The 13,943-nt window shown below is 70.6% G+C and carries 6 protein-coding genes; 5 read left to right on the top strand and 1 reads right to left on the bottom strand.

Going from position 1 to position 13,943, the window contains the following annotated elements; translation table 11 throughout:
* Positions 1–468: 468 nt before the first annotated feature.
* Both D187_RS27555 and D187_RS27560 read left to right on the top strand, forming a co-directional pair.
* Complete coding sequence (locus tag D187_RS27555; RefSeq protein WP_155893608.1) at positions 469–2,295, top strand: hypothetical protein; 1,827 nt, start codon at positions 469–471, stop codon at positions 2,293–2,295.
* Positions 2,296–2,624: 329 nt separating this feature from the next.
* Positions 2,625–3,584, top strand: a complete 960-nt coding sequence (locus tag D187_RS27560) for a hypothetical protein (RefSeq protein WP_051256571.1) — start codon at positions 2,625–2,627, stop codon at positions 3,582–3,584.
* A gap of 12 nt (positions 3,585–3,596) precedes the next feature.
* On the opposite strand, the gene D187_RS27565 is transcribed toward D187_RS27560, so the two are convergent.
* Positions 3,597–7,547, bottom strand: a complete 3,951-nt coding sequence (locus D187_RS27565) for a serine/threonine-protein kinase (protein WP_002628909.1) — start codon at positions 7,545–7,547, stop codon at positions 3,597–3,599.
* A 406-nt stretch (positions 7,548–7,953) separates the two neighbouring features.
* On the opposite strand from D187_RS27565, the gene D187_RS27570 reads away from it, so the two are divergent.
* The 3 genes from D187_RS27570 to D187_RS27580 all read left to right on the top strand — a co-directional run bounded on the left by D187_RS27570 (position 7,954) and on the right by D187_RS27580 (position 13,893).
* Positions 7,954–9,750: a M4 family metallopeptidase gene (locus D187_RS27570; protein ID WP_002628907.1), complete on the top strand. Its 1,797-nt coding sequence runs from the start codon at positions 7,954–7,956 to the stop codon at positions 9,748–9,750.
* Between the two features lie 157 nt (positions 9,751–9,907).
* Complete coding sequence (locus tag D187_RS27575; RefSeq protein ID WP_002628905.1) at positions 9,908–11,353, top strand: carotenoid oxygenase family protein; 1,446 nt, start codon at positions 9,908–9,910, stop codon at positions 11,351–11,353.
* Positions 11,354–11,643: 290 nt separating this feature from the next.
* The gene (locus tag D187_RS27580) at positions 11,644–13,893 is read left to right on the top strand and encodes a M4 family metallopeptidase (protein WP_002628904.1); all 2,250 of its coding nucleotides are present in this window, start codon (positions 11,644–11,646) and stop codon (positions 13,891–13,893) included.
* Positions 13,894–13,943 lie beyond the last annotated feature (50 nt).

Consider the following 13,943-nt stretch of genomic DNA (forward strand, 5'->3'; position numbering starts at 1 on the left):
ACGGCTCCAGCCTCGAGAAGGGGAACGTGAACCGGGCCTCTCCGGCAGAGGGCTCATGGAAACGGACAGGAGGCTGGGCCCGAGAAAGACCCACCGGACTCCTTGCGTGGTGGCCATGGTCCAACGATGGTGGCTTGCCCTGGAGAGCCGGTAGGGGGAAGCCGACGCATCCGAGCCGCGGTGGGAGCGCCAGCCTGGTGGGTTGATGGCGCACGGCCCTCCGCCTCGTCCAGCGTGGCGCTCGCACACCCTCGCCACCTCCTCGCGCGCCACCTCCTCGCTCTCCCGCCGAGCGCAGCGCGGTGGCGACCTCCTCGCATGTTCAGGGGCTCAGGGCTCGTGGCTCACGTGGGCGCCCCGGTCCTTTGGCGGCGCGGGCTGGTCGCATTGTCTGGTTTCGCCATCCCTCGATTCTGTTTGCTCCTGAACCCGAGACAGCCCACGTCCGCCGTTGGCATGCTCGTCTCCATGAGGAACCCCATCCCCGCCGAGGTGTCTCCCGCGAGCAAGCCGCTCGCGCTGGTGACGATTCCCATCCCCCCGTCCGAGTCCGGTGTCCGCCGCGACGCGCGCTTCGCCACGCCCGGCGAGAAGCGCACGCGCTACCACCTGCCCGAGTCGCTCGAGTCCGCCTCGCCCGTCGGCTACCGCACCCGCGTCTCGCTCTCGCGGGAAGAGGCCGGCACGCTGCTGTCGCTGCTCTCGCGGCCGAGGCCCTCCCGCTTCGTCCCGGGTCCCGCCCCCACCGAGCGCGAGCTCTTCGAGGAGTGCTCGCTCGGGGTGCTCTCCGCCAGGCAGTCCACCAACTTCCGCGGGCAGCGCGAGGTGCTCCTCGGCCCCAAGGACTCGGAGCAGGCCGCCTCCCTGTTGCGGCGCATCGGCCGCGCGGAGGCGACCGTGCTCGAGGGCGCCGCCTTCACCCATGTCGTGCTCGCGCGCCCCTACCGCACCCCCTTCACCTTCCTGCTCACCTTCGTTGGCCACAAGCCCCTGACCAGCCTGCTCACCGTGCCGCTGCGCGCCTGGGCCAAGCGCTTCCGCCACGCGGATGACATCCCCACCGTCGGCTACCTCAAGGAACTGCACCTGGGCGTGCTCGCGGATGCGATGGAGCGCGCGGCGGTGATCGCCTCCGCGGGGACCCGGGCCGCCCAGGTCTTCCTGGAGCCCTTCGACAAGCCCGTGGACGCGGCGGCCCTGCGGGAGCTGGAGGCCCTGGTGGGGCTCACCCCGGCGGAGCGCGCGGCGGGCTGGCGCGTCTCGCTGGTGGCCCAGGTGGGCCATGTTCCCGAGGGGGAGCGCGTGCCGATGGAGCGCGCCACGGCGCGGCGCCTGGGCGCGGCGTTGCTCTCCCTGCGCAGCGAGCGCATCCAACCCGGCGTCAACGCCGAGCCGAGCGCCCCCGCGGCCTATCAGGCGCGCCAGCCCCTGGACGTGCCCGACGAGCTGACGGAGCAGGCGGGCCGCGCGGCCTACAACGCCTTCGTCCGGTTCACCGGGGTGTCGCGCGAGCGGGCCAAGGAGCTGATGCTGCTCGAGCGCGTCGATGTGCTCACGCCCCAGGGCAAGGAGCGGTTGCGCGAGGTGCGCGAGGATCTGGAGCAGGTCACCGAGAAGATCATTGCCCGGCTGCCGCTGTGGGCGGACCTGGCGCTCGGGCGTGCGCTCTCACGCAACAGCGCGCGGGGGCGCAAGGCCTTCGCACTGGCGGGCCAACGCATCTACGTCGGAGGGCTGTCGCGCCGCGAGGTGGAGCGCTCGGGGCTGTCCTTCGCCCACGCGGTGCGTGCCTTTGGCGCGGCGGCGGCTCGCGGCGCGCTGGTGGCCGAGGTGGCCGGCACGACGGAGATTCCCGAGGGGTGTGATCTCCGTGGGGGCGTGTGTCTGATGGCGGGGCCGGTGAACCAGAACGACATCGGCAAGCAGTTCTTCGGCGGAAAGGATCTGCTCGAGCAGGCCTTCGCCGGGCGCGAGCCGACGAGTCTGTTGGTGTGGACGTTCAAGGCCAAGACGGTGGCCGACCCGATTGGCAACGAGCAGCAGTTGCTGGACGCCGCGCGCAAGGGGGCGCTCGTGGACCTGAGGCCGGGGCCGCACGAGGTGGTCGCGGTGCGGCGGGGGACGGTGCTCGGGCCCATGCGCCGCAGTGGAGGCCGGGTGAATGCCGAGCGGGCGTTCGGGGATGTGGGCAACTTCGTGACCGACCCCGAGGGCCGGGAGATCGCCGGCAATCGGGGCACGCCCTGGCCCGCGGACGAGGCGGACGCTCCCGTGTGGCCGGGCGGCGCGCGGTAGGCCCTCGTACACGCCCCGCTCCCAGCGCCTCTCCGCGGTGCTGGGCGCACTGTTCGGCGGGTGTCGCGGGCTGTGCGCTCTCCGACCCACGGACGGTACGCCTGCCGCCTGGACGACAATCGCGGGTGCCTTATCTCAAAAGAGACAATTGGCCGGGCCCTCTCCTGGGGGGGCCATGTTTTTTGGGGTTAGTCTGTATTTCTTGTTGAACCAGGAATCGCCTTCCTGGCTCACCCGAGAAGGCCTTGACAGGGGCCTCGTGGTTTTCTGTCTGTCAATGGGGGGATGGAGTCATGAAGCCAGCAGGTGGAGATGAGAGTGTTTCGCTCATGGGTCGGCTCGCGCGTTGCCGGGCATGGGGGGCCCTGCTCCTCGGAGCCCAGGTGCTGCTCTGGGCGGTATTTCCTGGCTGTGGCCACAGCGAAGTGGAGCCGCTCGAGCAGGAGCGAGGGTTGTCCAGCACGGTGGACAACCCGTTGCGGTCCACCAACAGCATGACTCCCAATGGGCTCATCATGAATGGGCTCATCATGAACGGGCTCTCCACCAATGGGCTCATCATGAATGGGTTGATGACGAGCGGGCTGAATACCGCGACGTTCAAGGATTGGTTCAACGCCAACCCGGAGGGCTACTCCAGCATGGTCATGAAGTACGTGGTCGGCTGCGCGGTCCAGAGCGGACAGAGCCGCACGTGGACCAACCCGCTCACCCATGTGAGCTATTCCTGGAATGGGGTACTCGGGCTCACGCCGGACTGGGCCAGCGGGCTGCCCGCGACGGAGCGGGAGCAGCAGCTCCTCACGGCCTGTCTGGCGGCCCACGTCAACAAGTACGGCCTGCATGTGCTCGTTTCGGTGCAGGGCCTGAATGCCAAGGGGGTTGCCCTCCCCCTCGAGACCAACGAACTCACCACGTTCTCCGTGTTGGAGGGGGCCTTCTTCGGAAACCTGGCCGTGGGCGGCTCCGCGTATGTCTGCCGGGGCTCCAACCTGGATGGAACGGAGAGCAGCCTCCGGGCCTGTGGGCTCGCTTCCCAGGACAACGGCGTGAGCGTGGAGTGCCCGCCGCTCGTCCACGTGGGCGCCTGCTCGCGCTACTGCGTGCTCGACTCCACGAAGACCTACTTCACGCAATGCACCTATGGCGGGAAGACGTACGCCCCGCTCACCACCCGCCTCCGGGCCACGGACATCTACAGGTGCGGGGATGGCGTCTGCCAGGTGTCGGAGAAGTGCGGCACCGGGTCGCATTACAACAACTGCAGTGACTGCGGCTCCAGCCGGTGAAGACAGGCGTGCTCACGCCGTTCCCGGGAGGCTCGCCCGCTCCAGGCTGCGCCGCAGCCGTGCCCGCATGAGATTGGGAATGAGGGCGGCGCGGCGCAGGGCCTCCACCAGCAGGCCCACCGCCTCCTCGCGCCCGCCCCGCCGCAGCCGCGCCAGCGCTCGCAGCTCCAGCACCTCCAGCGGCTCCTGCTCCGTCGAGCACCTGTCGCAGCGGGCCTGGAGCTCGCGCCATTCCTCGGCGCTCGCCTCGCGGGTGGCCAGCTCCACCGAGTGCAGGAGCACCTCCTCGGCGGGACTGAAGCGGGCCCCGACGCGCTCCACCTCCTGGCACACCGCGCTGAACACCTCGCGGGCCCGCGCGTCCTCCCCGGAGAACGCCAGCACCCGCGCCTCCAGCAACAAGGCCCAGGGCCGGGGCGCCACCTCCGGATAGCGCCGCTCCAGCGCGATGGCGCGGGTGATGTGGGGCAGCGCCGCCCGCGTGTCTCCCGCCTGGTAGAGCAACTCCCCCATGTTGTACTCGGCGAAGTACTCCCAGCCCACCATGCCCAGCTCGCGCCCCAGTTGCATGACGCGCTCCTGGTCCCTCAACGCGCTCTGCAAGTCCTCGCGCGCCACCCAGAGGTTGCGGCGGTTGTTGATGGCGCTGCCCAGGTGGAGCCGGTCTCCTCGCCGGTCGCACGCGGCGATGACCTCCTCGAAGATGAGCCCGGCCTCGCCGATGCGGCCCAGCGTGGGGAGGATGGCGGCCAGCATCAACAGGGACACCACCAGTGACTCGTACCCGGCGTCGCCCAACCCGCGCGCGCGCGTGGCGGCCTCCTCCAGGAGGACACGGGCTTCCTCCCAGAGGCCCTTGCGCAGCTGTGCGCGCCCCAGTCCCAGCAGCACCCGCGCCTCGAGCAGGGCGGAGCACAGCCCGGCGGAGAGCAGCAGCCGCCGCGCTTCCACCACCCGGGCCTCGGAGCGGCCATAGTCGTTCATCCAGTCCAGGGCCATGGACTCGTCCAGCAGCAGTCCCACCTCCTCACCCACCGCGCCCATGCGCTGGGCCAGCGTCCTGGCCTCGGCGAAGTCCGCCAGCGAGTCCTCGTAGCGCCCCACGCGGTAGCGCATGAGGCCTCGTCCACGCAGGGCGAGGCGGCGGCGCCACGCGTCGCCCTCGTCCAACAGCTCCAACTTCCGGGTGTAGGTGGACTCGGCCTCCAGGTAGGCGTGGCGCGCACGGGCGGAGTCCGCCAGGTCGCCGTAGATCGCGGCGGCCTCCTGGCGCAGGCCGGCGGCGGCGGCGTGCAGGGCCAGCCGGGGCATGCGCTGGCGCTCCCCGCTCCTCAGCTCGCGCCGGTGGTGGCGGTAGGCCGCCCGGTGGATGCGCGTCTGATCCTGCTTGGGCAGGGTGCGTGCCACGATGGCGCGCAGCAGCTCGTTGCGGAAGCCGAGGTTGCCCCTGCCGTCATCCACCAGGAGCCCCTGCTCCAGCAGCCGGCGGGTGGCGTGGCGGGGATCCAACGGGAAGTCCTCCGCGCCCCCGGTGCGATCCAGCTCCCGCACCACGTCCTCGGTCTCCTCGAGGGTGAAGTCCGGGCCGAGCAGCGCGCACAGTCGCGCGTGCGCGGCGAGCTCCCCGGGCAGGGTGTTCAGCTCGCGCTCCACCAGCCACTCCACCAGGTGCAGCTCCGGAATCCGGTCCAGCTCGTCCGTGGCCAGGTACCAGCTGCCACCGCTGGTGTGCTGGCGCACCAACCCCTGGCGCTTGAGGCCGCGCATCAGCTCCACGATGAGCAGGGGAACGCGCTGGGCGTGGTGGGCGAGCCGCGCCAGCGCCTCGGCGGGGATGTTCTCCGCCGGGTGGAGGTGCTGGCGGCACAGCTCCATCGCGCTGGCCAGGGACAGGGGCGCGAGCTCGAGGCGGCGGTGGTGCTCGGCGCGCGTGCCCGAGGAGGCCCGGCCCCGCGCGAAGCCCGCGCGGGCCAGCACGCATACCCAGAGGGGATGGCGGGTGCCCGCCCGGGTCGCGTACTCCAGCGCGTCCAGGACCGTCTCCTCGGCGTAGTGGGCATCGTCGAGGATGAAGCACAGGGGCTGGCGGCGGGCGCGCGCGGCCAGCAGCTCGCCCGCGGCGCGCATGGCCAGCGAGCGCAGCGCGCCGGGCGCCGCGGCCCGGCTGCGCACCTCGGAGGCCGTGTGGGTCAGCCAGCCCAGGGCGGAGGCCACGCCGGGCCACAGCTCCGTGCTCAGCGCGGGCCCCAGCAGCTCGAGGCAGGTGGCCCGGCCCATTTCCTCGGGCAGCTGCTTCTCCAGCCAGGCGGGGCCGAGCGCGGCGCGGATCAGCATGCGCAGCGAGCCCTCCAGGCCGCCCTGGATGGGTTGACGGGCGCGCCAGGAGTACACGCGCGCGTGGGGCAGCCGGACCTGGAGCCGTTGGACGAGGGTGGCGCCCAGGTGGCTCTTGCCGTGGCCCCAGCCCCCCAGCACGGTGACGAGCGCGGGTGCCTGCTCCTCCAGGGCCAGGCTCGCGCTGCGCTCCAGTTCCGCGAGCTCCCCATCGCGGCCCAAAAGCTCCCCGCTCTCGAGGCACAGGTCGGTGACGTCCTGGGGGGCGACCGCGAGCGTGGCGATCCGGAAGAAACCTGGCCGCTCGGGGACGGGGACGCACTGCTTCTCTTGCAGGGCCTCCACCGCGGTACGGGTGAGCAGGAGGGGAGGGGCGCCGTCCTGCCCGAGCTCGGGTTCGTTCCGGGAGAGGGCATTGCCCAGGTAGCGCGGTGGACCACCGGGGCGCGGCTGGACCACCACGGACAGCAAATCCAACAGCGTGGCCGTCGCCAGCTCCTGGGCCACGAGTCCCTCCGCGGCTCGCAGGGCGTGCTGCAGGGGCTTGTCACCCGCGTCTGGCTCGAACACGCCGGCGAACCGGCTGTCTTCGTGGAAGGCCAGGTGCCCGCCGAAGCTGGCGAGCACCTTCTGGAGGGTGACGGGGGTGGCGCTGGAGCGGAAGAAGAGCACCGCGACGGTGCGCCGGCGGGGCGCGGGATGCACCAGCCGCAGGTGGGGTGGGGGCGTCAGGGCGCGCGGGCGCGGCTGCTCCTGGCGGGACAGGGCCTCCCGGAGCGCGCTCCCGACGTCCTCCGCGCGCCCGAAGCGCCGGTCGCGCTCCTTGACGAGGCAGCGCAACACCACCTGCTCGAGCGACTCGGGGATGGGGGCCAGCTCTCCGGGCCGGGGGGGACGGCGCGAGAGGTGGGCCTGGAGCACATCCGCTTGCTTGCCGAAGAAGGGCGGCTGTCCGGTGAGCAGCTCGTAGAGGATGACGCCCAGGGCGTAGAGGTCCGCGCGCGCGTCCAGGTCCGCTCGCCCCTCGCACTGCTCGGGCGCCATGTACTCGGCCGTTCCCGCGAAGGCGCCTTCGGAGGGGATGAACCGGGTGCCTTCGGGCATCGGCTCCACCGGGGCGTGCAGCGCGCGCGACAGGCCGAAGTCGAAGAAGCCGGCCCGGCCCGCCGCGTCGTCGTAATAGATGTTCTCCGGTTTGAGATCGCCGTGGACGAAGCCGCGCGTGTGCACCACCGCCAGGGCGTCCACCAGGGCCAGGGCACACCGGGCGAACATGTCGGTGGGCAGGGGCGCGCCCCGCCGTGCCAGCAGCTCGGCCAGCGTGGGCTGGGTGATGAGCTGCATGGCGATGTACGGCACCTCCTTGGCGATGAAGGTGCCCACCTCGTACACGGCGGGGACGGTGGGGGGCCCCAGGGCACGCAGCACGGCGGCTTCCCGGTGCAGCTGCGCCCAGGCCAGCGGGAACTCCGGGTGAGCCACCTTGAGGGCCACCCGCTCCCCGTCCTGTTCCCGGCGCGCGCGCACGAGCGTGCCGAACCCCCCCCGCGCCAACACTTCTTCCAGGTGGTAGCCGGCGATGGCGAACGGGGGCGGGGCGCGCTCACGCGCGAGGTGCGGCTCTTCCATGGGTGGGGCTCCACGGGGACAGTCCGTATGGGTCCCCGCCCATCGTCGTCCGCAAGTCTGGCAACGCATCACGGTATGGATTCTGCCAGGGTTGGCTGTCGCGGGTTCCGCTCGCTCCCGGTGCGGCCCTCTGCACCGCGGGTCAACCGACCGCCGCCCGACAGTTTCAGATGGAGTGCGTGCCGAGGGCCAGGACCTTGCCCGAGGTCAGGCGTCCCGGGCCGCTGCGCGTGGGCCGACTCCGCGTGGACGGCCTCTTCGCCACATGCGCCGTTTGCCTGGTGGCAGAGAGGGCGAGTTGTCTACACATTTCCGTACTAACGGAAAAGTGCGACTTGACAGTAATTTTGAATTCTTGGAAAGTGAGGAGAAAGGTCGACATCGTGTCGAACCGGAGGAACCCGCAATGCGTATTCGCCGACTCGTCTCCGTCCTCCCCTTCGTGCTTCTCGGCAGTGCTTGCGGTGTCGACATGGATGCCGACACCCAGGACGGCCTGGGAGAGCAGGACAGCAGCCTGGTTTCCAAGGTCGATGACGGGCAGGGCCTGCGGCAGCTCAAGGCGCAGCGTCCCGAGTTCCTCCTGGACGCGGGGGAGCTGTCGCCCAAGCGCGCGCTGATCGACTCGCGCGGCCTGAAGCACGAGCGCCTGTCGCAGACCTTCAAGGGCGTGCCGGTGTTTGGCGCCCAGGCCATCGTCCACCTCAAGGGGGATGGCTCCATCGCGTCCGTGACCGACCGGCTCGCGCGCGGCCTCAAGGTCGACACGACTCCGCGGCTGCGCGCGGACGAGGCCACGCAGCGGGCGGTGGGCCACGTGGGCGGCCCGAGCCTGCTGGGCGCCGCGCCGAAGGCGGACCTGCAGATCCTCCCCGACAGCAAGGGGGCCCGGCTCACCTGGCGGGTGCAGCTCGAGACGGTCACGGCCAAGGGCGAGCCCTCGATGCCCAACCTCTTCATCGACGCGCACACGGGCGAGCTCGTCCAGCAGTTCGACAACCTGAAGACGGCGCGCAACCGCAAGACCTACACCGCGGGCACCCGCACGACGCTGCCCGGCACGCTGGTGCGCTCGGAGGGACAGGGGCCCTCGGGTGACGCGGTGCTGGACATGGCCCACGACAACGCGGGCATCACCTACGACTTCTACTTCAGCAAGTTCGGGCGTGACAGCTACAACGGCGCCGGCGCCACCCTCTCCTCGACCGTCCACTACAGCAAGAACTACGTGAACGCGTACTGGGACGGCACGCAGATGGTCTACGGAGACGGCGACGGCGTGGATTCCTCGCCGCTGACGGTGCTCGACGTGGTGGGCCACGAGCTCACCCACGCCGTCACCGACACCTCCTCGGACCTCATCTACTCGAACGAGTCGGGCGCCCTCAACGAGGCCATGTCCGACGTCTTCGGCGCCGCCATCGAGGCGTACCGGGACGGCGCCGTCAGCGCCAACACGTGGAAGATTGGCGAGGAGTGCTGGACCCCGGCCACCCCGGGCGATGCGCTGCGCTACATGAACGATCCGGCGATCGCGGGGGACTACGACTACTACCCGACGCGCTACACGGGCACCTCGGACAACGGCGGCGTGCACTGGAACTCGGGCATCGCCAACCTGGCCTTCCACCTGATGGTCTCCGGCGGCACCCACCCGCGTGGCAAGACGAGCAACGTGGTGCCGGCGATCGATCCGGCCGACGCCTCCAACAGCCTGCAGAAGGGCGCGGCCATCTTCTACCGCGCCAACACGGTGTACCTGACCCCGAGCAGCACCTTCGCCGACGCGCGCACCGCCACCGCGCAGGCCGCCGCCGACCTCTACGGCGCGGGCTCGAGCGCCGTCACCTCGGTGAACGAGGCCTGGAGCGCGGTGGGCGTGGCGCCCGCTCCGGTGTGGACGGCGTTCTCCACCCAGACGAACCTCTCCGGTGCCCGGAGCAGCTCGGCGAACTACAGCTTCGTCACGCCCGTCGGCGCGACCGCCATCAAGTTCGAGATGTCCGGCGGCTCGGGTGATGCCGACCTGTACGTGAAGTTCGGCAGCGCGCCCACCACGACGAGCTACGATTGCCGTCCGTACGCCTCGGGCAACAGCGAGTCCTGCTCCTTCAACCCGGCCAGGCAGGGCACGTACTACGTCCTGATCCGCGGCTACTCGGCCTACTCCGGCGTGACCCTCAAGGCGAGCTCCGCGCAGTAGGTCCGGACACTCCGCCGCATCCCTTCCGGCGCGGTCGCCACTCCTGGCGGCCGCGCCGGTCGTCTTTGGGGCCTCCCGTGCGAGGGGGTAACTTGAATCCCGACAACGCCATCATGAGCGGGGCCCGCGAGGGAACTCCCGCCGGAGGACACACGGGATGACACGCACGGCGATGAAGCAGTCTTCCGAGCAGCCGGGCTGGCGCGGGGCCTTCCGCGACCTGACGAAGGACCAGGGCTTCCAGCCGCTCCGGATCGAGGGAAAGCTGCCGGAGGATCTGCGGGGCACGCTGAGGCGGGTGGGACCGATGACCTTCGGCGTGGGGACGGAGCGCTACGGGCATTGGTTCGACGGGGATGGAGGGGTGATGGCGGTGCGCTTCGACGGGAGCGGCGCGCGAGGGGCGGCGCGGGTGATCGACACCCCGGGCCTGCGCGCCGGGCGCGAGGCGGGGAGGATCCTCGGCAGCAGCTATGGCACGGGGTCCTCGCCGTGGCGCAGGCTGCGGCATTTCGGGACGAAGAGGAACGCGGCGAACACCTCGGTGCTGGAGTGGAACGGGCGGATCTTCGCGCTGTACGAGGGGGGCCTGCCCACGGAGCTTTCCCCGGAGGACTCGCGCTGGCTGGGCGAGACGGACCTGGGCGTCATCCTGACGAACTTCTCCGCGCACCCGCACCGGGTGCCGGGGCGCGAGGCGTCGTACAACTTCGGCATGCGCTACGGGCGCGTCACCACGCTGGAGCTGTACGAGCTGCCGGACCGGGGGGCCGCGCGCCACCTGGGCCAGGTGCCCCTGCCCGGGCCGACGATGATCCATGACTTCATCGCCACCGAGCGGCACCTCGTCTTCTTCGTGACGCCACTGCGGCTCAACGTCTTCAAGATGTTGCTGGGGGTGGGGTACTACTCGAAGAACCTGGAGTGGCGGCCGGAGCTGGGGACGCAGGTGCTGGTGGTGCCCCTCGATGACCTGGCCCACCCGGTGCGCATCGAGACGGAGCCGCTCTTCACGTGGCACTTCGCCAATGCGTACGAGCGCGCGGGGTGCCTGGTGGTGGACTACGTGCGCTACCCGGACTTCGGCACCAACACGTGGCTGCGCGAGGTGACGCACGGCGTGCCCACGACGCCCTCCCAGGGCCGGCTGCACCGGGCGACGCTGGACTTGAAGGCACGCACCTTCCGCACCGAGGAGCGCCTGGCCCTGTCCTCCGAGTTCCCCCGGGTGGCGCCGCGGGTGGAGACGCGGGAGCACCGCTACCTCTACCTGTCCGTGCACTCGGGGCCGGCGGCGCAGCACGGCCCGCACGACGCGGTGGCGAAGGTGGACATGACGACGGGGCGCGAGGAGCGCTTCGCGCTGGGCGGCGAGCCGTACCCCACCGAGCCGGTGTTCGTGCCGCGAGCGGGTGCCACCGAGGAGGATGACGGCTACGTGCTGACGCAGGTGTACGACGTGCCGAGTGGTCTGACACACGTGGCGGTGCTGGACGCGCGGCACCCCGGCGCGGAGCCGCTGGCCCGGGCGTGGTTCGAGCACGCCATTCCCACCACCTTCCACGGCGGCTTCACCCCGGCTCCCCCGTCCAGCGGCCCGTAGCCCGGGGCTCTCTGGGGAGGGGGCGGGGTCAGGATCTACTGGACATGTCCTGAGTCAGGACGGTGCGGGTGAAGGCTGGTTTCTCCCGCGCTTCCAGGGGGTTGGCGCATCGGATGTAAAGGTTCCATACAGAGGCGGGGGCCGACTGAGACATCCATGCACCAGGGGATGTGCTCGCACCATCAAGGATTAGATGAGCTTTCGGCTCTTTAGCAAATGGCATGGATTCTGCTCGAACCCGGGAACGGCCGCGGTGGCATCCCCGTCACCGGCCAGCAGGAGGTTTGCCCTTGGTTCGTCATCGGATTCTGACCGCGCTTCTCGCCTTGCCCCTCGCGGCGTGCGGAGTGGAGGGAACGAACGCGGCGCCGGAGAGCACCGACGAGATTGGCACCCTGTCTTCGGCCGACGTGAAGTCCGCGCTGAGCGCCATCCCTGGCGTCCAGGTCGTCGGCAAGCACGAGGACGGAGTGATTCCCTTCTACGTCCGGGGTGACTTCGGCTCCACGGGCCAATCCCCGCGGGGGCTCGCGGCCGGTGACGTGCGCGCCCAGATGGGCGACGCGCTCAACCGCATCGCCCCCATCTTCCGCTTGCAGGCGGCGGACCTGGTGGTGCGGCGCACCCGCGTGGACGCCCAGGGCCACACGCACGTGCGCTATGCGCAGACGAAGAACGGCCTGCCGGTGGTGGGCGAGGAGCTCGTCGTGCACGTGGACCCCGAGGGCCACGTCTACGCGGTCAACGGCACGGCGCGCGATGGCGAGAACGTTCCGGCCGTGGCGCGCGTCTCCCGCGAGGCGGCCACCCAGTCCGCCCTGCGCCACACCGAGGGCACCGGGCTGCGCGCCGGGAGCGCCCGGCTGGTCTACTACCGCCCCGCGGGCAGCCGACTCCAGCTGGCCTATGAGGTGGTGGTGACGGGCGAGGGCGCCCTGCTGCCGGTGCGGGACCACGTCTTCGTGAGCGCGCGCGATGGCTCCATCCTGGGCCGCACCACGGACATCCACACCGCGCTCAACCGCAAGGTGTACTCGGCCAACAACACCAGCAGCACTCCGGGCACGCTCAAGCGCTCCGAGGGCCAGGCCGCCACCGGCGACACCCACGTCGACGTCAACTACGACAAGCTGGGCGCCACCTACAATTGCTACAAGAACAACTTCGGCCGCGACTCGCTCGACAACGCGGGCGCCACCCTCATCAGCACCGTGCACTACGGCAGCAGCTACGTGAACGCCTACTGGGACGGTACCCAGATGGTGTACGGCGACGGCAATGGCACGGACTCGACCATGCTCGGTCTGTCCGCGGACGTGACCACGCACGAGCTCACCCACGCGGTGACCGAGCACGAGTCCAACCTCACCTACTCGGGCGAGTCCGGCGGCCTCAACGAGGCGATGAGCGACATCTTCGGCGCCTACTGCGAGAGCTACGCCTCGGGCACCTGGGCCACCACGAACGAGGTGTTCATGGTGGGCGACGACATCTGGACCCCGGCCACCCCGGGCGACGCCCTGCGCTACATGTATGACCCGGCCAAGGACGGCGTCTCGCTGGACTACTGGAGCAGCAGCGCGGGCAGCAAGGACGTGCACTACAGCTCGGGCATCGCCAACCTGGCCTTCACGCTGCTCTCCAAGGGCGGCACGCACCCGCGTGGCAAGTCCACCACGGTGGTCCCCGCCATCGGCGTGGAGAAGGCCGGCGCCATCTTCTACAAGGCCAACGCGGACTTGATGACGCCCAGCACCACCTTCGCCCAGGCGAAGACGTACACCGAGCAGGCCGCCACGGCGCTCGGCTACGACACGGCCACCGTGGAGGCCGTGACGGCGACCTGGACGGCCGTGGGCGTGGGCATCCCCCCGCCGCCCCCCTGCACGACGCAGGTGGCGCTCTCCAACGGCGTGGCGGTGACGAACATCTCCGCCAGCGAGGGCGTCTGGAGCTGCATCTACACGCTGGCCGTTCCCACCGGCTCGACCAGCCTGACGTTCGACCTGAGCGGTGGCACGGGTGACGGCGACATGTACGTGAAGTTCGGCGCCGAGCCGTCCAGCACCGTGTACGACTGCCGTCCGTACAAGGGGGGCAACACGGAGACCTGCACCATCTCCAACCCGCAGGCGGGCACCTGGTACGTGAAGATCTACGGCTACTCCGCCGCCTCGGGCATGAGCCTCAAGGGCACGTACTCCACGGGCTCCGGCGGGGATGGCAGCGTGTTGACCAACGGCGTGGAGACGGCCTCGTACTCGGGCTCCTCGGGCGCGTGGAAGTGCTTCACGTTGAGCGTGCCGAGCGGGAAGACCTCGGTCGTCTTCACCCAGACGGGCAAGACGGGCACCACGGGTGACGCGGACCTGTACGTGAGGCAGGGCTCGCAGCCCACCACCAGCTCCTACGCCTGCCGCCCGTACAAGAGCGGCAACAGCGAGAGCTGCACCATCAGCAGCCCGGCCGCGGGGACCTGGTACGCGTGCTCGTATGGCTACAGCGCCTACACCAACGTGACGATGAAGGGCACCTACTAGCCCTCCGGCACGCGCCGTGACATCGGGACGCCCGGGAGCCCCATGGCCCT

Origin of the sequence: Cystobacter fuscus DSM 2262, assembly GCF_000335475.2 — a bacterium.
GTDB lineage: Bacteria > Myxococcota > Myxococcia > Myxococcales > Myxococcaceae > Cystobacter > Cystobacter fuscus.

Excerpts from the sequence above, each read along its gene's own strand:
- D187_RS27555 (WP_155893608.1), top strand. The coding sequence starts at position 469 with ATGAGGAACCCCATCCCCGCCGAGGTGTCTCCCGCGAGCAAGCCGCTC.
- D187_RS27560 (WP_051256571.1), top strand. The coding sequence starts at position 2,625 with ATGGGTCGGCTCGCGCGTTGCCGGGCATGGGGGGCCCTGCTCCTCGGA.
- D187_RS27565 (WP_002628909.1), bottom strand. The coding sequence starts at position 7,547 with ATGGAAGAGCCGCACCTCGCGCGTGAGCGCGCCCCGCCCCCGTTCGCC.
- D187_RS27570 (WP_002628907.1), top strand. The coding sequence starts at position 7,954 with ATGCGTATTCGCCGACTCGTCTCCGTCCTCCCCTTCGTGCTTCTCGGC.
- D187_RS27575 (WP_002628905.1), top strand. The coding sequence starts at position 9,908 with ATGACACGCACGGCGATGAAGCAGTCTTCCGAGCAGCCGGGCTGGCGC.